Annotated in this window: 25 protein-coding genes and 1 tRNA gene; 13 read left to right on the forward strand and 13 right to left on the reverse strand. The window is 44.4% G+C overall.

What is annotated here, in order from left to right:
• Positions 1-3: 3 nt before the first annotated feature.
• The 3 genes from PTQ21_RS26960 to PTQ21_RS26970 form a co-directional block, all read right to left on the reverse strand.
• A complete protein-coding gene (locus PTQ21_RS26960; protein ID WP_024631187.1) occupies positions 4-1,035 on the reverse strand; it encodes a FecCD family ABC transporter permease in 1,032 nt (343 codons plus the stop codon).
• Positions 1,036-1,037: 2 nt separating this feature from the next.
• Positions 1,038-2,093: a FecCD family ABC transporter permease gene (locus PTQ21_RS26965; protein WP_063565538.1), complete on the reverse strand. Its 1,056-nt coding sequence runs from the start codon at positions 2,091-2,093 to the stop codon at positions 1,038-1,040.
• Between the two features lie 233 nt (positions 2,094-2,326).
• On the reverse strand, positions 2,327-3,064 hold the full coding sequence (locus PTQ21_RS26970) for a glycerophosphodiester phosphodiesterase (RefSeq protein ID WP_063565537.1): 738 nt from the start codon (positions 3,062-3,064) through the stop codon (positions 2,327-2,329).
• A gap of 358 nt (positions 3,065-3,422) precedes the next feature.
• Between PTQ21_RS26970 and PTQ21_RS26975 the strand changes: the two genes are divergently transcribed.
• Complete coding sequence (locus tag PTQ21_RS26975) at positions 3,423-3,617, forward strand: hypothetical protein (RefSeq protein WP_072735381.1); 195 nt, start codon at positions 3,423-3,425, stop codon at positions 3,615-3,617.
• 174 nt (positions 3,618-3,791) lie between these two features.
• On the opposite strand, the gene PTQ21_RS26980 is transcribed toward PTQ21_RS26975, so the two are convergent.
• The 5 genes from PTQ21_RS26980 to PTQ21_RS27000 form a co-directional block, all read right to left on the reverse strand.
• Entirely contained in the window at positions 3,792-3,923 is a 132-nt protein-coding gene (locus PTQ21_RS26980) for a YjcZ family sporulation protein (protein WP_211754062.1), read from the reverse strand.
• A gap of 98 nt (positions 3,924-4,021) precedes the next feature.
• Entirely contained in the window at positions 4,022-4,606 is a 585-nt protein-coding gene (locus PTQ21_RS26985; protein WP_072735382.1) for an LOG family protein, read from the reverse strand.
• A 234-nt stretch (positions 4,607-4,840) separates the two neighbouring features.
• Positions 4,841-5,266 carry a hypothetical protein gene (locus PTQ21_RS26990; RefSeq protein ID WP_125477324.1) on the reverse strand — a complete coding sequence of 142 codons (426 nt, stop codon included), beginning with the start codon at positions 5,264-5,266 and terminating at the stop codon, positions 4,841-4,843.
• Positions 5,267-5,280: 14 nt separating this feature from the next.
• Positions 5,281-5,949 carry a uracil-DNA glycosylase gene (gene ung / locus PTQ21_RS26995; RefSeq protein ID WP_274567790.1) on the reverse strand — a complete coding sequence of 223 codons (669 nt, stop codon included), beginning with the start codon at positions 5,947-5,949 and terminating at the stop codon, positions 5,281-5,283.
• A 274-nt stretch (positions 5,950-6,223) separates the two neighbouring features.
• The gene (locus PTQ21_RS27000) at positions 6,224-7,444 is read right to left on the reverse strand and encodes a MalY/PatB family protein (protein WP_274570575.1); all 1,221 of its coding nucleotides are present in this window, start codon (positions 7,442-7,444) and stop codon (positions 6,224-6,226) included.
• Positions 7,445-7,691: 247 nt separating this feature from the next.
• Here PTQ21_RS27000 and PTQ21_RS27005 point away from each other — a divergent pair, with 247 nt between their 5' ends.
• Positions 7,692-8,399 carry a helix-turn-helix domain-containing protein gene (locus PTQ21_RS27005; protein ID WP_072735384.1) on the forward strand — a complete coding sequence of 236 codons (708 nt, stop codon included), beginning with the start codon at positions 7,692-7,694 and terminating at the stop codon, positions 8,397-8,399.
• 157 nt (positions 8,400-8,556) lie between these two features.
• Here PTQ21_RS27005 and PTQ21_RS27010 read toward each other — a convergent pair whose 3' ends face one another.
• Positions 8,557-11,478 (reverse strand): insulinase family protein, encoded by a 2,922-nt coding sequence (locus tag PTQ21_RS27010; protein WP_090810800.1) that lies wholly within the window; start codon positions 11,476-11,478, stop codon positions 8,557-8,559.
• A 312-nt stretch (positions 11,479-11,790) separates the two neighbouring features.
• Between PTQ21_RS27010 and PTQ21_RS27015 the strand changes: the two genes are divergently transcribed.
• From PTQ21_RS27015 to PTQ21_RS27050, 8 genes are all read left to right on the forward strand, one after another.
• Positions 11,791-11,976: a hypothetical protein gene (locus PTQ21_RS27015; RefSeq protein ID WP_274567791.1), complete on the forward strand. Its 186-nt coding sequence runs from the start codon at positions 11,791-11,793 to the stop codon at positions 11,974-11,976.
• A gap of 2 nt (positions 11,977-11,978) precedes the next feature.
• Entirely contained in the window at positions 11,979-12,383 is a 405-nt protein-coding gene (locus tag PTQ21_RS27020) for a spore germination protein (protein WP_274567792.1), read from the forward strand.
• The gene (locus PTQ21_RS27025) at positions 12,380-13,336 is read left to right on the forward strand and encodes a GerAB/ArcD/ProY family transporter (RefSeq protein WP_274567793.1); all 957 of its coding nucleotides are present in this window, start codon (positions 12,380-12,382) and stop codon (positions 13,334-13,336) included. Before PTQ21_RS27020 ends, PTQ21_RS27025 begins: the two co-directional genes overlap by 4 nt.
• On the forward strand, positions 13,333-13,785 hold the full coding sequence (locus PTQ21_RS27030) for a Ger(x)C family spore germination protein (RefSeq protein WP_458574906.1): 453 nt from the start codon (positions 13,333-13,335) through the stop codon (positions 13,783-13,785). The genes PTQ21_RS27025 and PTQ21_RS27030 overlap by 4 nt, the downstream gene beginning before the upstream one ends.
• Complete coding sequence (locus tag PTQ21_RS27035) at positions 13,782-14,441, forward strand: Ger(x)C family spore germination C-terminal domain-containing protein (protein WP_274567795.1); 660 nt, start codon at positions 13,782-13,784, stop codon at positions 14,439-14,441. The genes PTQ21_RS27030 and PTQ21_RS27035 overlap by 4 nt, the downstream gene beginning before the upstream one ends.
• Complete coding sequence (locus PTQ21_RS27040) at positions 14,438-14,623, forward strand: hypothetical protein (protein ID WP_274567796.1); 186 nt, start codon at positions 14,438-14,440, stop codon at positions 14,621-14,623. Before PTQ21_RS27035 ends, PTQ21_RS27040 begins: the two co-directional genes overlap by 4 nt.
• Before the next feature lie 167 nt (positions 14,624-14,790).
• Positions 14,791-15,135: a hypothetical protein gene (locus PTQ21_RS27045; protein ID WP_274567797.1), complete on the forward strand. Its 345-nt coding sequence runs from the start codon at positions 14,791-14,793 to the stop codon at positions 15,133-15,135.
• A gap of 392 nt (positions 15,136-15,527) precedes the next feature.
• Complete coding sequence (locus tag PTQ21_RS27050) at positions 15,528-15,869, forward strand: site-specific integrase (RefSeq protein WP_274567799.1); 342 nt, start codon at positions 15,528-15,530, stop codon at positions 15,867-15,869.
• A 48-nt stretch (positions 15,870-15,917) separates the two neighbouring features.
• Here PTQ21_RS27050 and PTQ21_RS27055 read toward each other — a convergent pair.
• Together PTQ21_RS27055 and PTQ21_RS27060 are read right to left on the reverse strand one after the other, a co-directional pair.
• A tRNA-Leu gene (locus PTQ21_RS27055) sits at positions 15,918-16,003 on the reverse strand.
• A 236-nt stretch (positions 16,004-16,239) separates the two neighbouring features.
• Positions 16,240-16,689 carry a general stress protein gene (locus PTQ21_RS27060; protein ID WP_274567800.1) on the reverse strand — a complete coding sequence of 150 codons (450 nt, stop codon included), beginning with the start codon at positions 16,687-16,689 and terminating at the stop codon, positions 16,240-16,242.
• A gap of 207 nt (positions 16,690-16,896) precedes the next feature.
• On the opposite strand from PTQ21_RS27060, the gene PTQ21_RS27065 reads away from it, so the two are divergent.
• Complete coding sequence (locus tag PTQ21_RS27065) at positions 16,897-17,133, forward strand: hypothetical protein (RefSeq protein WP_053784208.1); 237 nt, start codon at positions 16,897-16,899, stop codon at positions 17,131-17,133.
• A 133-nt stretch (positions 17,134-17,266) separates the two neighbouring features.
• A protein-coding gene (locus tag PTQ21_RS27070) for an IS3 family transposase (protein WP_274567801.1) occupies positions 17,267-18,627 on the forward strand; the annotation gives its coding sequence in 2 pieces (ribosomal slippage) (positions 17,267-17,723 and positions 17,723-18,627; 1,362 coding nt in all).
• A 130-nt stretch (positions 18,628-18,757) separates the two neighbouring features.
• Here the strand turns inward: PTQ21_RS27070 and PTQ21_RS27075 are convergent.
• Both PTQ21_RS27075 and PTQ21_RS27080 read right to left on the reverse strand, forming a co-directional pair.
• Positions 18,758-19,240 carry a NucA/NucB deoxyribonuclease domain-containing protein gene (locus PTQ21_RS27075; RefSeq protein ID WP_079696176.1) on the reverse strand — a complete coding sequence of 161 codons (483 nt, stop codon included), beginning with the start codon at positions 19,238-19,240 and terminating at the stop codon, positions 18,758-18,760.
• A gap of 112 nt (positions 19,241-19,352) precedes the next feature.
• Positions 19,353-20,501 carry a sensor histidine kinase gene (locus PTQ21_RS27080; protein ID WP_063567883.1) on the reverse strand — a complete coding sequence of 383 codons (1,149 nt, stop codon included), beginning with the start codon at positions 20,499-20,501 and terminating at the stop codon, positions 19,353-19,355.
• A 327-nt stretch (positions 20,502-20,828) separates the two neighbouring features.
• Between PTQ21_RS27080 and PTQ21_RS27085 the strand changes: the two genes are divergently transcribed.
• A complete protein-coding gene (locus PTQ21_RS27085; protein WP_161490655.1) occupies positions 20,829-20,993 on the forward strand; it encodes a DUF6199 family natural product biosynthesis protein in 165 nt (54 codons plus the stop codon).
• Positions 20,994-21,028 lie beyond the last annotated feature (35 nt).

The following is a 21,028-nucleotide window of genomic DNA, read 5'->3' on the forward strand; positions in this document are numbered from 1 at the left end:
TTTCTATTTCGTTTTGCTCAAGAGATACAGGAAGTACGGGGCACCAATGATGGCAACCAGAATACCTGCCGGAATCTCTGAAGGCTGCAAGATTACGCGTCCCAGCGTATCTGCAACAAGCACAAGCAATGATCCGACCAGTGCGGATGCAGGCAAAAGGAACTGATGTTTTGGTCCCACGAGACGACGTGCCAAATGTGGACCAATCAGACCCACAAAACCAATGCCGCCACTGACGGATACGCATGATCCGGCCAGTCCCACGGCTGCAGCCAGCAGGATCAGTCTTTCGCGTTCCACCGGAGCGCCGAGACCACTTGCTGTTTGGTCGCCAAGGTTCAGTACATTGAGCACACGGGCTTTATACAGAACAAGCGGCACAAGGACAATGAGAAACGGCAGCAACGCCGTTACGAATTTCCAGTTGGAACCCCAGATGCTACCTGCCATCCAGGTGGCCACAAATTGATACTTCTCTGGGCTAAGCCGAAGTGTTAGTACGATCATGGCTGAGCTGATTCCTGCCGCTACACCAATCCCTGTAAGCAACATGCGCGTAGGCATGAGACCTTCTCCCTTTTTGTAAGAGAGCACATAAATCAGAAATGCAGCAAAAGTTGCACCGATCAGGGCCAGGATTGGCAGCAAAAATACCGGAGCCGCCGTTGTTGTCGGGAAGAAGGAAACAAACAACATAACAACCAATCCGGCACCAGCGTTGATACCGAGAATCCCTGGATCAGCCAGAGGATTTCGGGATACCCCCTGCAGAATACAACCGGATAGCGCAAGTCCCGCACCGACCAGAACCGAAATGACGATACGCGGCAAACGGAATTCAAACAAGATCAGTTCCTGCTTAGCTGTCCCACCGCCAAACAGGGTCCGCATCACCTCAAGTGGAGAAAGCCGAGTGAACCCTGTATTCATACTGATAATAAAAGCTGTAATAATCAACGCACCAAGCACAATCATGACAATGGTGCTTTTTGTTCTCTTTTTGCGTTCTGCTCCAACCAAAGTTGAGGATTCCATCGTTACAGAGTCCTCCTTTCTTTACGCGCCAGATAGAGGAAGAAAGGTACCCCAATTAGGGCAACCAAGGCGCCAATTGGCGTCTCATATGGCGGGTTAATCATACGTGCAGCCAGATCCGCGAATACGAGCAGCAGACTGCCCATCACTGCAGAACATGGAATAATCCAGCGATAATCGACCCCAACTAATTTACGTGTGAGATGGGGAATGATGAGCCCTACAAAACCAACAGCACCCACCACGGATACGGCCGTACCTGCGAGGATTAGTACAACAATCAGACCAACCAGCTTGATCAGGCCAGTACGTTGACCCAACCCAACGGCGATATCTTCTCCCAAGCTAAGCAGCGTAATGGAACGGGAGATAATAATCCCTGCAATAAGCGCAGCTAAAACCCAAGGGAACATGACTTCCAACTGGGACCACTTCGTCCCGGCGACACCGCCAGCTGTCCAGAAAGCAAGGTCTTGTCCAATTTTGAAATACAGTGCAATCCCTTCACTGAGTGCTGAAAGCATCGCAGACACTGCCGCCCCCGCCAGAACCAGCCGGAGAGGTGTAAGTCCAGATTTGGACGCTGCACCGAAACCATAGACCAACAGAACCCCAAGTCCTGCACCAACGAAGGAGTACAGAATGATATACATATATGGCATGCCTGGGAAAAAGGCAAAGCAGACAGCGAGCGCAAATCCTGCGCCAGCATTCAATCCGAGCAAACCGGAATCTGCCAGCGGGTTACGGGTCATCCCCTGCATAATGGCACCGGCTACTGCGAAGCAGGCACCCACCATTGCTCCGCCAAGAATACGCGGTAACCGAATCTCCCATATAATCTGATGCGGAGTCAGTTCAGGATTAAAGTTAAAGATTGCCTCCCATACAACGCCCAGCTTGATATCTGCAGCCCCAAACGAAATGGACAGCGCCATACCCAGCGCGAGCAGCAGAATCCCCCCTGTCAGGATCAATGTGGCAGCCCAGGGACGAGTGTGTATTTTGGCTGTCGGTGATTCCGTAGGTTGACTTGCCGGTGAAACTTTCGAACTCATATGTCCCCACCCTTGTTATGAGTGATGTAGACAGATCCTATGTACATAACAATCACCTCTCTATTAATACATAACTGATATTGATTCTCATTCCCATAGATCATTGTATGTCAACTAGCTGTCTCTGGCAATGGACAAATGGGACAAGTTTATTGCATAAATGAATTTTTGTACTAAAAAAAGCTGCATGGAGTATAAGAACTCCAATGCAGCACCTTGGTTTTACATATGATTTAACGACTATGCACAGCAGTCAATGCTGCCAGCACATCCGGCACATCTGTAATAAGTCCCTTCACACCCATATCGATCAATTCCTGCATTTCGGCAGGATCATTCACCGTGAACGGGTGTGTTGCAATTCCCTGAGCCAACGCAGCAGCAACTTCTTCTCGTGTTACAGCAACCTTGTAGGGATGCAGAGCAGAAGCTTCCAGTTTGGCAGCATAATCATATGGGCGGTACAGCTTTTCCATATATAAAATTGCTGTGCGAATTTCCGGGGCAAGACGTTTGCACCTCACTAACGAGGCATGATTAAAGCTGGATAGAATGACCTGTTGTTCCATGCCCCAATTCCGAATCGCTTGTATTAACTTTTCTTCCATTCCCTTATAACTAATAACACCATTTTTCAATTCCAGGTTAAGTAGAATGTCTTTCCCACGAACCAAATCAAATAATTCATCCAAAGATGGAATACGTTCTCCAGCAAAATCGGCATGGAACCAAGCACCTGCGTCTAGAGTACGTAATTCTTCAACTGATTTATCCTTGACCCAGCCTTCTGCTCCGGCAGTACGACTTAACGTCTCATCATGTATCAATACCAGGCTACCATCACTGGAAAGCTGGACATCCGTTTCAATGCCTGTCGCTCCAAGCTGCAAGCTGCGTTCAAACGCCACCATCGTATTCTCGGGGCATACGGCAGATGCTCCCCTATGGGCGATATTTTCAATTCTTTTCATTCCAGCGCCTCCTGAGTTCAACATTAACTCTATGATTCTCACTATAAACGCAGTTTGTCATACCTGTATTAACAGAGCGTTTAATTGTATGCTCCGTCCGCGTATAGGGCAACATCTTGGAGGGCTGGGGATTCACTCATTTTGTGAACTCAATCTGTAAAGCAGACATAATATAGTATCAGTCATAGACAACTGCACTCCGCTGTAAGGAGGTCGCCCATTGAAACCCCTAACGAAGAACAGATCTGTATCTCCCAAATCTTCCTCCAAAAAAGCTCCCTTGCCCAGAATTTCTGCCAAAAGCAGATCCGGCAAACCCAGCAGTAAAACTAGAACGCCCCCCAGACCACGCCAATACATGAAAAAGGCATCCGTTCGAGGGCTGTCTGTTCCCGACAAAACAAGTAATCAATCATCCGTTCTGGATGAACAGAGTCAACTGGATAAGTTGGCTTTTATCGCTGCCATCCTTGCTCTTATTGCAGCCGCAATTGGACTATACATTGCATGGAGAACACTCAGTTTGCCGGGTGATACTGAGGTAACGGTCTAACTCCCCTTGCCCACTCTGTCTCTCTTTTCTATAGAGGCGGAGTTCTTTTTTTTGCAGACAGAAAAAAACCGTTCCCCTGAGACGCCGACCGTACCGGCGCCTCTTTGGAAAGGCCATTTCTTCATCGGGCGTTGCCCCGGCGATTATGTCACCGTCCCGGAATGGCTGCTCGAATTACAGAACGAATGTACGAGAGATGATAACGAGCAGGATGAACAACACCAGAATCGCGCCTGTTGATGTCCATGCTCCACCACCAAAGCCGCCGTATCCGTAACCGTATCCTGTGCCTTTGATTTCGCTCATGAGTGACACTCCCCTCTTTTAAGAAAGTACACTATAGACTATGTTTGGGGAGGGAACTTGCTTGGGCACATCGGAAAGTTTTCCGCTGGAGCGGGTAGTTATTTATCCTGAAGCTGTGACCACTTCTGGGTCAACTGTGCCGGAATATAGGATGACATCCGATTCAATAGTTCAGCCGGATCAGATTCCAGACTCCATAGACTGAGATGTGATGTATTGGAAAATCCTTCATGCACGCTATGCTCAACCATTTTCATCAACGGCTCGTAATATCCGTTTACATTTAACAAACCAACGGGTTTACGATGAATGCCAATTTGTGCCCAGCAAAGAACCTCAAATAGTTCTTCAAATGTACCCATACCACCAGGAAGAGCCACAAATCCGTCGGACAGCTCGGCCATCGTTGCCTTGCGTTCATGCATCGTTCCCACTTCAATCAGCTGCGTAAGACCTCCATGTACGACCTCTCCCCGGAACAAGCCAGTCGGCATGACACCAATTACTTCTCCACCCTGCTCCAGAGCAGCATCCGCGACTGCACCCATTAATCCCATACATGACCCTCCATAGACGAGTGCGTACCCGCTATCGGCGATCTGTTTACCCAATTTAATAGCCTGCTGTGTGTAATCGGGGTGATTTCCCGGGTTGGAGCCTGCAAAAACACATATACGTTTCAATGGGTTTCACTCCTTCTCATGATCTATTTCATTAGTGTATAACATGAATGTAAATACTATGTTACATCACTCATCATACTCAAGTGAATAAAAAAAACACCCGACCGTTTGCAGCCGGTCGGGCTCCCATAATTAGTACACATCATTTAGAAGGGGTTGTTACTGTTTACTATAAAGGCCAAACATTAAATCCATATGATCTTTGCATGAAATGAATATTAAATATCAACCGACTTATCGTATTCCACGCCGTGAGCGCACCACAAACATATGCTTGTCCTTACGAAGAATCCGGCCGTCTGCAAGCTCAACCTGATCATCATCATGCCGTATAATCGTTGTGGATAATGCTACAATTTTGGCCCGACGCCAAATCATAACCTGTGATTTGAAATAGATGGCATTTTCAAATTGTACGGCCTTTTTCATCACATATCCAACCTTATGCACCTCGGATCGCGCTTTTTTCAAGGGAAGGCTCTCTTCAGGCAGAGGCCGGATCATTGCAATATTGTCGAACGATACCTTGATCCGCTTGGGTCCGATTCGTACACAATCCGCTTCTTCATCCCACTCGACCAGCGTTCCTTTCAGTGGCTCTCGTATGCCGGTTGCACGATATACGGCTACTTTCCGTCCTACCCAATGTCGCAATGCCATCGCCCCCCGTTTGTCTAGTTTTCCGGTATCGTCCAATCAATCGGTTCAATACCTTTGGAGGTCAAAAATTCATTGGCTTTGGAAAAAGGACGACTGCCAAGGAAGCCACGATGTGCTGCAAGCGGACTTGGATGCGTAGACTCCAACACCAGATGTTTATCCCGGTTAATGAATGCCCCTTTCTTCTGGGCATGACTGCCCCAAAGCATAAATACCATCGGTTCTGAACGTTCATTCAATGCCCGGATGACAGCGTCTGTAAACGTCTGCCAACCCAGTCCCTGATGGGAGTTAGGCTGTCCTTCCCGTACCGTCAGAACCGCATTAAGCAGCAGCACACCCTGCTCTGCCCAATGAACCAGCGATCCGTGATTCGGAATCGGCAGACCCAGATCCGCGTGAAGCTCCTTATATATATTTTTCAAAGAAGGAGGAACGCGCACCCCCGGTCTGACCGAGAAACTTAATCCCTGAGCCTGACCCGCTCCGTGATAAGGGTCCTGACCGATAATAACGGCCTTGACCTTATGATACGGGGTCAGTTTAAGAGCCGAGAACAAATCTTCCTTGGGTGGAAAGATGGTCTGTGTTTTGTACTCGGCGGCGAGTGCATAACGAATGTTGTTGAAATACTCGGCTTCGGTCTCTTCCTGAAGCACCGTGTCCCAATCGTTTCCAAACATATGTAAAGGCTCCTTTCCCTGATGAATACATATCCGTGCAGTCCACATAACGAACTGCCACCTGCGTGAGCCGTATCCTACGACTCATAGACTATCCACCATTTTAACATAACCGGGGACAGCAGACCAGAAGTGTACATCAGGGGATAGGGTTGCCTCTATAACTAACGTTACTTCAGACCGAGCATGGAATATCTATCGTTGTAAATTGATGCGCTCTGAATCTGAACAACAGAGTTAAAGCAATCCAGTACCTTGTTTATAGATAACTTAATCAGACTTGAACGGGTACGCCCTCATCTTTATTGACCAATAGAGTGCTTATTCTTCTGAGTCCCTCTTCAAGAACCGAACGCGGACATGCCAAGTTTAGACGGATACACCCGCCTCCATTAGCTACAAACATATGTCCATCTTCAAGTAATACCCCCGCTTGTTCAGCGAAAAATAAAGGCAGGTTTACATTTGCAGGGACGTATGCCGTAATATCAATCCATGCCAGATACGTAGCTTCCGGAATATGAAATACCGCCTGTGGCAGATAACGCTTCACATATTGATCCACAAAGGCAAAATTGTCATCAAGATACGTTTTCAACTGTTTCAGCCATTCGTCGCCATGTTCGTAAGCCGCTTGAGTCGCTGCAATGCTCAGCGGATTTTTGAACCCATAATGCCGTTTCTGCCAGATCGTTCGGAGTCCTTCATTTGCAATAATCACATTGGAGAACATTAGGCCCGCCATATTGAACGTTTTGCTTGGAGACATACAGGTAATGATTCGATCCGTATCCGGGAACAGCTTGGCAAGAGGCGTATGCTTCTTACCTGTACGCAGCAAGTCACAGTGAATTTCATCCGATATTACCCACACGTTATGGCTCAGACAGATCTCACCCACACGTTGTAACTCTTCTGTTGTCCATACGCGTCCAGACGGATTATGCGGATTGCAAAAAATACATAACGTAACTTGTTCATCACTGGCTTTGGCTTCAAAATCTGTAAAGTCTATTGAATAATGTCCCTGCTCGTTGATCAAATCTGAGCAAACTAGTTCAATATGATTATGCTCCGCAGCCGATTTAAAATAACCATAGGAGGGCGTCACAATCAGCACCTTCTCATTCGGTTTGCAAATATATTCAACTAATTCATATAGAGCAGGAATGATCCCATGTGATGTCTCCAGATGCTCCTTGGGAAAGGACCAGTCATAGTATCTGTTCATCCAGTTGGAGACAGCTTCGTAGTATGCCGGATCGAACACCTGGGAGTACCCCATAATTTTCCGGTCCAAACGCTCCTTAACTGCTTCCCGTATTTCGGGAGGTGTGGCAAACTCCATATCTCCAATCCACATGCGAATAAATTCTTCATCCTTAAATGGAAATTTCATATCTTCTGTTGCATTAAAAATATATTGACGGAAACCATCCGTATTCATGGCATTGGTTCCTGTGCGATCAATAATCTCATCGAAATCATACTTCATAGCCTTCTGCGCCTCTTTCTCTCTGTTCTCCATCCTGGGATGAGGTTCTGTTAGACACATTATTTCATGGCTTAGAAGTTACATCAAACGCAATAGAATCTATTCAGAAGAAACAAATCCATCTTAATGTTTCGTCATAATAGGTATTTTCATGAAAAAAGTGTTATATTTTTCGTATAGATTGATTTTACCAAGGGGTTTCACCTTTTCTCATATTCTTAAGAAACTTAACAGAAGGAGATCCGATATGAACACCATCAACAAAGAAGTGGGCAAGAAAATCCGTAATTTTCGCAAATGGAAAGGGTTAACGGTCCAGCAGCTGGCGGATCAGATTCACAAAAGTAAAGCTACTCTGTCCAAATATGAGAGCGGTGATATTACACTTGATGTGGTTACGCTGCATCAAATTGCTGATTCATTGAACATTCAGGTGGAGCAGCTGCTGTATATTGAACCCAAGCAAGCCTCTCCTCTTATGAATACGGTACCGTCCAGCTTTTTCAAAAATTCCACGCGGTTTTATTCGTATTTTTATGACGGGCGCAACAACAGCCTCATTCGTTGTGTCATTGACATGATGGCACAGTCGGACGCGAATCGTTATCGAACCGTGATGTATATGAACGTCAAGAATTTTGAGAATTATCAGGAATGCGAAAATATGTATTGGGGCCACACCGAGCATTACGACACACTCACCACGCTGATTCTGAAAAATCAGGCTACACCGCTGGAGAATCTGTATATTAACATTTTGGCATCTTTTCAGGAATCCGAGAAAAAGTGGGGTTTGATGGCAGGTGTATCCTTCCGTCCCTTTATGCCCATCGCTTTAAAAATGCTATTCTCTCGAACACCCTTGCCTGAGAATCAGGAGTTATATAACGAGCTAAAAATGTCTAAAGAAGATCTGCGTACGTTAAAGATCTATAATATGCTCGCCGTCACCTAAATTTTCAACAGATGCTGATGGATCAGATTGATTGATTGGGAAATAACCCCTATATAACAAGAAAAGGGCGGCAGTTATAAGCTATTACAGCTCATAAAAGCGCCCTTTGGGATCAGATGTTTATTACTTCACACTTCGACTTTGATATATTATTCGATTAATTCTTGATCAAATCAAGGGTTTCGTCAAATAATTGCTTCTGGTCTTCAATCTTGTTTTCATTACCGATAACACAGCGTTGCTGCTGTTCCAATATAGCGGATACCACTTCGGCAAAACCTATAATGTCACTTTCTGTTGTGCTTAGCACTTCATCCCGTTCTTTCTGAAGATCGGCTTCGGTGACATTAGACAGATAACATTCCAGAGAGAATGATCCTTCGCCATAAGGGGTCCTTGGTGTATCGAGGTCCTGGATGGCGCCAATGATATATCTTGTCATTTCCCGTTTATCTGCTTTGAAATCCTTCAGGTATTGCGGCATCTCTTCATAAACTTTGTATGTTTTTTCGAGATTCGGGTCGCGGTACGATGCTACATAGCTATCTCCATTACGTCTGAAGCCTGACATGCAGCCGTATGCTCCGCCTTTGGCCCTGATATTGTTCCACAAATAATCCAGAGAAAGAATCCCCTGCAAGACACGCAGCGAGCCGGTATACGAATACCCTTTATCGATAAAATTACCTGTTTGAACGACATATTGGACTTCAGATGGAGATCTGAATCCTTCTTTATGATGTACAGGTGTAAATGCCTCTTTTTCTTTGGCAACATCTTGGGTGAACAGCTTCGCTTTCAAATCGGATACCTGTTTCTCCAAGCCTGCATATCCCTGATCATCCGCAGTGTAACTCACCAGCAAGTTTTCCGGTCTGAAAATAAAGCTAGTCAACGATTGAAGGCTGGTCGACAGTTCTTCTTTTCTAGCCTCAAAGTTCGCCTGAAGCTCCTCAAGCCACTGGTAAAAGGCGATGCCACTAACCGCTTCCCTGAAGTCTGCGACAGCCGAGTGTTTAGAGGTCGAACGGCCAATTCCCGCTGAATGCCCTCCGCTGATCAGATTGCGCTGCAAGTTGCCTTTCAACTGGGCAATAATTTCGTATAAACGCTTCGAATCATCAAATTTGGACGTAAACACAATTTCCTTGATCATGTCAAAAGCAAATCCAAGTTTGTCATAGAGTACTTTGGCGTTGAATTCATACGTAGCCTTGAAATCACGGTGCTCATGCGCGTTTGCATACGTACCGATGCCACTATGAATTCCCCCGGAATGAATGTGAATCTCATTCGACAATTCATTAAATGAGAAATTCTGAGTGTCGACGTAACCGAGCACACTTTTCAGCAATCCAACATACGGCAGCAAACGCCGTGGGACTTCCTTAATATCGAACAACAGTCTCAGATAACCGATCCCATTCGTATAGATATTATGGTGCAGTACCGTTGTACCTTCGACCTGATTTACCGTCTGATACAGCGTCGATGCTTTCGGTTCAATATCCTCTATCGACAACGTCGGAATGACCTGCTGTTGTTCCTTGGTTGATGGTGCATTCTGGTACTCGGCGAGAGCCTCGGTTCTCTGAATGAGTTGCTGAATCTCTTCCTGACTCAGTCCAGCCTGAACTGATTTCAGATGTGCTTTCAGCGCCTCCTCTTTGCGTGCGTTCAATCCTTTATCCGGCGTGACAGCAACGAAAGAAGTATGTGTATTTTGCAGTAAATACGTCTCAATCAACTTCTCAAAGTAACCCTCGGTCATCTTCGTTCTGAGCTCGGCGAATACGTCATTCGCTTCCAAATGAGTAAATGGCGCTTCGACATCATACAGCCAGCTTTGCAATGAGGAGAAACCGTAGATTAATCCTTTGGGCATTCTTCCATAATCCGCTTCACGGTGGTTGAACTCATAGGAATTGATACCTGCGAGCAGCGCTTTTGGATCAAAACCTTCTTTCACAACACGCTCAAGCACCTCTTTTACCGTCCCCAGAAAATCTTCTTTGCTCGCCAGATTGCTCTTCTTCAATCCAACGGTGAACACGGGCTGATACAGGCTGTCATCATACGTACCATATACATCTTTCGCAATGCCCTTATCCAATAAAGCCTGCTTCAGAACCGCTCCTGGAGCGTTAAGCAATGCGTACAGCAAAATTTGAAACGAGATGTTTAATTCCTTGTCCAGACTTGTTCCAATGACCGCATTATAGGTCAAAAAGCTGTTATCCACTTCTGATTCGGTACTTCCGGCAGAATATGTCTTGACTGCGTCCACTCTTTCTCCGAATGCAGGTTGAAGCTGAATGGCAGAATCAATCTCAATTCGATCATATTCACTCAGATAGTTCTCATCTAACCACTGCAATTTCTCTTCCATATCCATATCCCCATACAAATAAATGAAGCTGTTGGACGGATGATAGTATCTGGAGTGGAAATCCAGCAAACCTTGATAAGTCAGATCGGGAATGGCATCGGGAAATCCGCCTGATTCACAGGAATATGTAGTATCCGGGAAAAGTGAATTCAGAACTTCCCTGCGTACAATCCGTTCCGGTGAAGAAAAAGCACCCTTCATCTCGTTATATACAACGCCGTTATAGGTTAACTCATCTTCAGCTGAGGTCAGGTTGTAATTCCAACCCTCCTGTAGAAATATTTTTTCATTATTATAAATATTTGTGTGGAGTACCGCATCCAGATAAATATCCATCAGGTTATGGAAGTCATGATCATTCCGACTTGCAATCGGATAGATTGTTTTATCGGGATATGTCATCGCATTCAGAAATGTATTAAGAGAACCCTTCAGCAATTCAACAAAGGAATCCTTGGCCGGAAATTTCTTGGAGCCACACAGTACGGAATGTTCCAGAATGTGAGCTACACCTGTATTGTCTTCCGGAGGAGTACGGAAACCGATACTGAACACTTTATTATCATCCTGATTAGATAAGAGTACAATTTTGGCTCCGGATTTCTGATGTTCCAGGAGATACGCATCTGACTTCAACTCTTCGATTCTGCGTTCCTGCAGCACCTTATAGGGCTTAAGCTGTTTCAACATGGGTCGAGTCCTCCGTCCATAAAATTGTTTAGTTTGGTATGCAACCTTGAGTTCTTCAAGTTCAAAGATAAAGGTAATTTATACCTATGGATAGTATACACTATCGTTGCATGTCTTCCTAACGGGCAGCCATAGGCGTCTTCTGATATGTATTATGATTTCCGCCATAAAATAATCGCTGGCACACAAAAGATTTTAATTAAATACAAAAACCTTGTTCTTCTCCCTTTCAATACGTGTGAAATAAGATCTAAGCCTATATGCTGCATAAATATGAAATTGGGAAGAGACACTACAATTACCAATATATCAATGATTCTGCGAGCGCTGACTCGCTTTTCCGAGGAGATGAGACAGATGAGTGGCTGGAAAAAAATCAAAAAATACCTGATCGCTGATTTGTCGGAAGGCCCTACACCTGATGAGCCCTTTTCCCTTGGACACTGGAATACTGAAAACAAAAGAGACACGAGTCAGCCCTCCTCCTGGGGGCGCTGATTATGGGACAGGCTGCTGTACAAGCTAACATCGTTAGTCCAATCATGGTTATTATCACGTCGGCCACGGCGCTTGCCTCCTATCCGATTCCCAACTATAACATGCAATTTGCAACCCGAATCCTCCGGTTTGTTTATTTGGCCTGTGCTTCGTTTATGGGCTTAGTCGGTATTCTGCTGCTGTCGATGATTTTGTGGACGGACTGGATTGCCACCAACCGATTCGGAGTGCCCAGCCTGGCTCCAATTACACCTAAACATCCGGGAGACAATTCTCTTCTCCGTAACCCATGGCATCACCAGACTCGCAGACCCGCTTCGCTGCGCCCGCAAAAGAAACAAAAAATGGAGGAAACACATGATACAGCTCCATCCTCTCCTTCCGGAGAAGAAAGAGGCCCCTCGTGAAAAAGAATTATATCGGTGTTTATGAAGCGGCATCGATCGGGATCATTTTCATCATCACCAAGATCTTTTTGCCATTTCAAAGATCTCTGGCAGAACTGGGCGGGTCTGCAGCATGGATTATTGTACTCATCGCGGCTGCTCTGTGTCCGCTGACATGGTGGGCGATCCGGGGAGTACTGCAAAACGCAACTGAAGGTTCTACACTCATGGAAGCGACGGAGGAAATCTGGGGCTCGGTGATAGGTACATTACTGAATCTCATTTACTTTTGTTTCTTCTTCATGATCACCTTTCTGGTTCTGCGCGAATTCTCGGAACTGCTCACTTCCGATATTTTACCGCGGACACCTCTTAATATTGTTCAGATCTCGCTGCTGATCTCCATTTCCTTTATGGCCCATTCCGGTATTGAGGCGATTGGACGCCTATGCTGGATCACTATCACCCTGATTGTAGGAAGCGTCATTATCGTACTTTTGGGCGGATTAATGACCCATTCGGAAATCAATGCGCTATCTCCCTTTTGGGGAACGGGCCGTGCGGAAGTGTTGAAATCCGGAATTATCAAAAGCTCCTTGTTTTCGGAAATGCTTGTGTTCGGATTCCTTCTGCCCAGATTGCGGAAAAAGAAGGAGTGGGGACGTGCGGCATGGTGGTGCATTTTGATTTCATCGCTCATGCTATTTGGCACCACCATCGTGTATTTGTTTGTGTTCCCATGTCCAACAGCCATCCGGCTTAATGTCCCGATGTTTGAAGTGAGCCGTTTAATTATTTTTGGCCGATGGATTCAGCGTCTGGAAAGTCTGTTCCTTATCGCATGGCTAATCAGCGCCGTAATTAAGCTGGCCATCGGATTATATTGTGCTGCTGCGACAATGTCCCAGGTTTTGAAGCTGGACAAGGTCAAACCGCTCATTTTCCCGCCATGCCCAAGTCAAACAACAGCATGAGTAGCGAAAGCAAGTCAGAACCCAAGAGCATAGTGAATATTTTCTCTCAAGAAGGTTCAAGCCTGTCTGCTGCAATGCTTACAAGTCAAAGCTATGTAGCCCGAAGGCTAACCCTCATTCATTCTAAGGCATTCATCATTGGTGGTGACATGGCCCGCCAGGGCATTATGCCGGTTCTCGGTGAGGTTGTACGAAATTCGGAATTCCGACGAACAGTCAGTGTAATTACGGCAAAAGGTCGGGCAGATTCATACATCCATAGTATTAAACCTGTAATGGAGGATGATATTGATCTGTGGTTTGAGCTTGAGATGGACCCTCATAATACAGGAGCCATCACGCCCAAGAGATCCCGTTTTCACGATTTTTCCTGGACATTGAACAACCGGGAACCGGAGGCACAACGATTCTGTCAGCGGCACGTCCTGATGTGGAGAAAGGTTCCTTGAGTCGGAACGAAGAAGAGTCATCATCTGACTCAAAAGGAGAGCCACCCATCACAAGTAACACTTATGCTGGAGATCTTCCCAGAAAGGGAGAAACCCCCATCGATTTTTTTGGAAGTGCGGTATACAAGGGGCAAAAGCTAGTCGGTTACCTTACCGCGCTAGAAACCAAAACGCTCAACATTCTGCGTGGGGAGTTTGAAGAAACCGTCATGGAATTTCATGATCCGGTTGATCCCAAGTACAATCTGACCATCAGTATGGATGCGCTGAAAAAAAATCCCCTTACCTTAACACGCACAGATGACCAAATCGACATCTCCCTATCTACCCCCATGGTTGGAGAATTGATAGGTTCCATGTCAAAGGTGGATTACACGTTGCCTGAAAATATTAAATTGTTAGAAAATTCTATTCAAGAACAATTGGCATCCATGGCATCAGATCTTCTGGATAAAACACTCTATAAATGGAATGTGGATTGTATACATATTGGAAACCGCCTCCGGGCCACTTTCCCCACACTTCAGGAGTGGTACGCCTATAAGTGGCGAGAACATATCAAAGAAACGAAATACCATTTGAATATTCGTTTTCACATGAAGAGGCATGGAGATCAGGTCGGTCCTGCCGTTGAAGGAGATGAAATGAAAAAATGACGGCTGTAATAGCAAAACTCTTTATATTGGGTGTGCTTTCCATGTGGGCAGGTGTCTATATTGGAAGTCTGGCTCCAAGACTTTGGAAACAAAAGAATTACAGGGGCGCAGCAGGCACTGCGATACTTGCGGGATTGACTATGGTTCTGCCGGTGGTTTTTACGCTAATCCGGGACAATTAAGAAATTTCTCCGATAAGAGGAGTGAAGTTTACGGTATTTTTCCCTACTGTATAACAAGGGAAACGGGCTCAAATTTTATAATTATTGTTTTATAAGTAAAAATATAGTTGTTTGCCAAACTTTTACTATGATATACTAGCCTCATACTAATTTTAGGAGGTATGTTTATGAAAAATGTAAGAAATGTCTTGATTTTATTAACACTTACACTCTCAATTTTCACCATTCCTTCCCTATCTTCACAGGTTCTTGCTAAAGAAATAACAACTAATTCTTCTGTTGTAACTCAAGGGGAACTGATCACAACTGTTAATTACAACATGCTCAGGAATTCATCTGTAAAGCTATTCTCTGCCAATCAAAATATTCAAATCCAGTCTGGTGGACACCTTATTTCAATAAGCAGTGGGGGAGTGGTTTCATCTAATAATTCCCTTGGAACGGCTGTTGTATATTCTTTTAATCCTAATGGTGATTACGTAAAATACCTCATAACTGTAAATGCAAGTTAATGAGCTAAATAGCAAAGATCTTGAAGTTTGACTAGCTCAGAAATAGATTTTCTTAACCAAAGTCATGTAAAACTGCCTGTTATTTTATATTCTACCATTTCGCAATCAGCAATTAAGAAGCCGCCATGCTCTTTCATGCGGTTTCTTAATTTTTTCTATTACCCCAATATACTCTGAAATAGATTTAAGGGTTACGTTGTCCTCAACTGAACATACTCCAAATGGAAAGGCGGACATTACAGATACAAAAAACGAAGCATCCGAAGATTATGTAGATATGCCACAATGGTATATGGAGCAATTGGCAACACACATCAAAGCCATGCGCAAATTACGCTTTGAAACTAAAGCAGCGTGGACATGGAAAGGCGGAGATAGAAACTTTGTATTCCATGCAGGGACTGGTAAACCTTATTACCATGCTTCCCCATCGCAACAGTGGACAATATGGTGTAAGCGGAATGGATTCCGCAATGTATCCCTACATGGTCTTCGGCATACAAAATGCGACCTATTTGCTTGGTCAGGGTGCATCCATTAAAGAGATTCAACATCGGCTACGACACTCGACATCCCAGGTGACCACAGACACATATGCTCATGTCACCAAGAAATTAATTCGCAAAACAACAGCGCACCTCGATGTCTTCGAACCAAATCTCGTCCCCAATCCGTCCCCAACGAAAAACAGATGCTCAATCCCTGTGACTCAGGCAATTCAATGCAAACTATAAAAAAAAGGAAACCCCTTATGTATCAAGGAGTTTCCTTTTCTTAATGGATGCCGAGGACCGGGATCGAACCGGTACGGTAGTCACCTACCGCAGGATTTTAAGTCCTGTGCGTCTGCCAATTCCGCCACCCCGGCATGGGTATGTATTTCTTGGCGACAAGAAATATCTTACCATGAAATTTATAGCTTTGCAATACCTTAATATAAAATTATCCAAAAAAAATGAAACAGGCACTGCCAGCTTAGCGAGCAGTGCCTAGAAAGTTCGAGTTGCGGTCTCGAACTTTCTTTAAACCATCTATATTAAGGGAGGTGTGAAATAAGAATACCTCCCCAACATTAAAGAAACCTAAAATCAGGCTTAAATTAAACTAAAAAAGAAGAATAGGTTCAATTCGGGCTGCCTCTTCCTCGCTGCATTCCACAACCACCAGGATATGCCCCTGCACCAGCCAATCTTCATAGTAATTAGCATCTTCTTCAGAGACCCCTGCTTCTGTTAAGGTAAGCACCAGATCATCCGTCTCATTTCCAATCTCGTTGCCTGCAAGTTTGCGTACCGCTTTTCCGATGGACATCGTCTGATCCATCCGCTTGCCCAGACCAGCAAGCACCCCTTTAAGCACGCCTAGTGCACCGTCTGATCCTGCGCCCTTCAGAGGCATAGGCAAACCAGTCTTCTCGCTTACCACTTCGAGATTAACCTGTTCTTTGGCTACCGCACCCAAATATTTATCTGCTATACCTTCCTCTTTCAATTTATTTAACATGATAATGGCTTCATTCTCCGTGCGTACGAGTCCGATAAGCAATTGTGTCATTATACTTCCCCCTCCTTTTACCCTTATATAACCCTGGTTGCTTCTTCAAAAACGGATCTCATATAATAAGTCCTTTCACCTATGTAAAATTTAATTTCTGATCTGGAAATCTATACCTAGTTCTGATAGACTAGATAAAGAAGACAAATTAACCATTGAAATTATTGACATATCGAATTACTATTCCATAACCAGGAGCAATGACATATGAAAAAAGAGGTAGAAATTGCCATTCGACGCAAACAACAAATCATCGTTCGTAATACAAGTGGACAAACGGTAACTGGATTTCCGGAACGTACAGCCGATGCTTCCATTCTTTCCTTACGGACAGTTCACGGAAGCCTGTGGATTCCATTCGACGAAGTAGAACAAGTCACACGTCTGTTAAGCATTCGCTCTCATCATTTAAGTGGAATGCAGTTGTGTACGGCTGATCTGTAAACAGGGAACAAGCACTTCATGTATTTATACGTGAACTAGACGTGTTTATTTCGTCATTCATAAAATAAAACCAGACGCATCATGAACTGCACCCCATTTGTTAGCCACGACTAACAATGGAGGTGCAGTTTTTTTGCCTAAATTCAGTTTAGATGAGAAATTGAAAGCCATTCATAGATATCAGAATGGTACTGAAGGAGTCAAAAGTATTGCAAAATCATTACGGATAAATCATGAAACTTTACGTATGTGGATTAGGCAATACGAATATCACGGCGTCAAAGCTTTTGAAAAGAGCTATACAGCTTACACTAAGACATTTAAACTAGACGTACTCACCTATATAAACGAGAATGGGACGTCTCCAAATGAAGCTGCGGTCATTTTCAATATACCCTCTCCTAGGATTATTAGAAAATGGCGTATTCAATTCAATGAGGATGGAATGGACGGCCTGAAATCAAAGAAAAAGGGGCGTCCACTCATGAAAAATACGAACAAAAATATGACGAAGAAGCTAGAACCTGGCCATGAATCAGTTGAAGCTCTACAAGCTGAATTAGAACGTTTGCGTATGGAAAACGCCTATTTAAAAAAGTTGAATGCCTTAGTTCAAAACAAGGAAAAATCACCAAACAAGACAAAGCGCAAGTAGTCTATGAATTAAGGCTTGAATTCCCGGTGGTTGCATTGCTAGCGTTCGCTGAAGTCCCACGTAGCACCTTCTATTACTGGGTGAAACAGTTTGACAAGCCCGATCTAGACGCAGACCTGAAACTCCTTATTCAATCCATTTACGAGGAACATCAGGGGCGTTATGGCTATCGTCGTATCCGTGATGAACTAGTTAATCGTGAACACCGAGTTAACCATAAAAAAGTACAGCGTATCATGAAAGAATTAGGCCTGAAATCAGTAGTGCGTATGAAAAAATATCGTTCCTATAAAGGAACAGTGGGTAACATTGCACCAAACGTACTGGATCGTAACTTTCAAGCAGAAAAACCAAATGAGAAATGGGTTACCGATATTACGGAATTTAAGTTGTTTGGAGAAAAGCTTTATTTATCACCTGTTCTGGACTTATTTAACGGTGAAATTATCACGTACACAGTAGGATCTCGCCCTACTTATTCATTAGTCTCCGACATGCTAAATAAAGCTTTTAAACGCTTATCCAACGAGGATGAGCTCCTCCTGCATTCGGATCAAGGCTGGCACTACCAGATGAAGCAGTATCAACATGCTTTGAAGGAACGGGCGATTATCCAGAGCATGTCACGCAAAGGAAATTGTTACGATAACGCAGTAATGGAGAACTTCTTTGGCATTATGAAGTCAGAATTTCTCTATCTTAATGAGTTTGAAAGTCTAGATGACTTCAAGCAAGAACTAGCACAATACATCGATTACTACAATGACAAACACATTAAGTCAAAATTAAAAGGCATGAGCCCGGTACAATACCGAATTCATGCCATACAGGTTGCATAAAAATATTTGTCTAACTTTAAGGGGTCACTTCAATCAACGTCTGGTTTTATTTTTGCCTTTTACTTTACACCACACTCTTTCAAAGCCAAGGCATTTCTCCATCAAGACCTTTCTCATTCATAGTCCGTCGTTATTTCACCACAAACTTTACTCGTGTTCCATCCGGATATGTACTTAGCTGGTTTCCCACCCATGAGCCTGCACCACGATTATCTTTGGGACTAATATATTGGATATCCGCACCCGCTCCGCCTTCCGCACACATCGCCATTGGCCATTCATCCCGATCTTTCCCCTTTTTGACCGGAACACCTTTGAGGGACAAATCCCGATTACCTTCAGCTCCACTGCGATCAATGGTGCATACATCCGAATGTCCTGCCTTGATGGCCTTCTTGATATGATTGGCCGTTTCGGGATAGCGCTCGGCCGGGAATGTGATGGTATGATCTACGCTCCCCTTGCTTCCTCCAAATTGGGACGGTATATCCAGAGACCATTCTCCCCCAACCCATGCATAGAGAGCTACCATTAACATGGCCACCAGCGTCAATATCTGCTTTTTAAATCGTTGCTTGCCCTTGCTCCTTTTACTTCTGCGTCTTTTACTCATGCTGTTTCTCCCCCATTCAACACTTGCATTATACCAGAACGCCAGTTCGCTAAACAATATAAAAAAACATAAAAAAACAGCCGACACTTCCCGGCTGTTCGTTCTGTATAGACTACCCTACGTTAGGAATCGCCTGTTGTCGAAGTAAAGGCAAGGTTACCTCAAACTTCGTACCTTTCCCCTCGGTACTCTCCACCGAAATTTGACCATCCATCAATTCGAGCAACTCTTTGCAGATGGTGAGTCCAAGTCCGCTGCCGCCAAATTTGCGTGCATGAGAGATGTCTGTCTGCGTGAATGCTTCAAACAATTGATTGATTTTATTATCTGGAATGCCAATGCCGGTGTCATGTACAGTGAATACCAGAATAACGGTATCCCCTCGCCGCTCCTCAACGTCCATCTGTAATTGCACTTCACCTTGTTCCGTGAATTTAATGGCGTTGCTGAGCAGGTTATCCAGCACTTGTCGGAGACGCAGAGGATCACCTGTGAGTACATCAGGAGTAGTCAGATCCGCATGACAGAGCAAGCGAATTTGTTTATTCTGCGCCGCAGGTTCATGCGTTTTAATAATCTGTTGAATCAGCTTCAACGGCTGAAATTCGATTTGCTCCACTCTCATTTTCCCTCTGCCCAGCTTGGCCATATCAAGACTATTGTTGACAATGTTCAGAAGAGCCTCCCCTGACTGACGCGCAAGCTCCAGGTACTCTTTTTGCTCCTCACTGTTGTCACCCATGCCCACAAGTTCGATCATGCCCATAATCCCGTTCAGCGGCGTGCGAAGTTCATGGTTCAGCTTCCCAATGAACTCCAGCTGTCCCCTACTGTTCATTTCTGTCAGCGAAGCTGCCATACGTAACTGCTGCTCAGCATATTTTCGCTCCGAAATATCGTATTGAATCCCTACAAAAAACAAACATTCCCCTGAATCATCGAAAATCGGATCAATATTCAGTTCATTCCAGAATTTCTGTCCATGCTTCGTATAGTTTAGAATCTCTGTCTTGATCGACTGACGCTTCTTCAATGCTTCGCGAATTTTCTGTACGGTTTCCGGATCCGTATCCGGCCCTTGCAGGAACCGGCAATTCTGTCCAATCGACTCTTCCGCACTATATCCGGTTAATTCACTAAAATATTCATTTACATACATTAGCGGAAAATCAGGCAAGGTAGCATCGACTACGGTCACGGAAGATTTAATCTTAGAAATTATAAATTCCCATTGTATAGCGAGTTGATTGTATTTAGTCATGCTTCCTCCTTCATCTCACCAAACTTTGTTGTGTTGAGTTCATGCTCCTAATGCAGCTATCGATAACCCGATGGTATGTGATTATATAAAAACAATATAATTAATTGTAACATAGTTATTCAAGCCATGTGTTCCTTGGGTAATATCTGAATAATACATTCACAAAACTTATCATCTCATCAGGAGGGTCACTCATGAAATTTTTATTAATCGTTATTATTATTATTTTGCTTGTTTTCTTCTTCTCCAGACGTAAGCGTTAATTTTGAGCGGGTCGTGTAAAATGAGGAAGGAAGATCGGGTATGAGAACCCTCTTTTTTATATTCATGACACTTTGTATCATTAATTTGTGCTTCCCGAAATTTGGCTGGTACTTGCGTTATGGCTGGATTTCTCGGGGAGAGGCTGAGCCCAGCAGACCGTATATGGCGATGACCAGAATGACCAGTCTGTTGATGCTGCTTATCGCTTTTACGCTCGTTGTGGCTTGAATTATAGAAACCAGAACGGCAGCTATCCCTTGGGA

The sequence above is a fragment of the Paenibacillus marchantiae genome, from assembly GCF_028771845.1.
GTDB classification, from domain to species: Bacteria; Bacillota; Bacilli; order Paenibacillales; family Paenibacillaceae; genus Paenibacillus; species Paenibacillus marchantiae.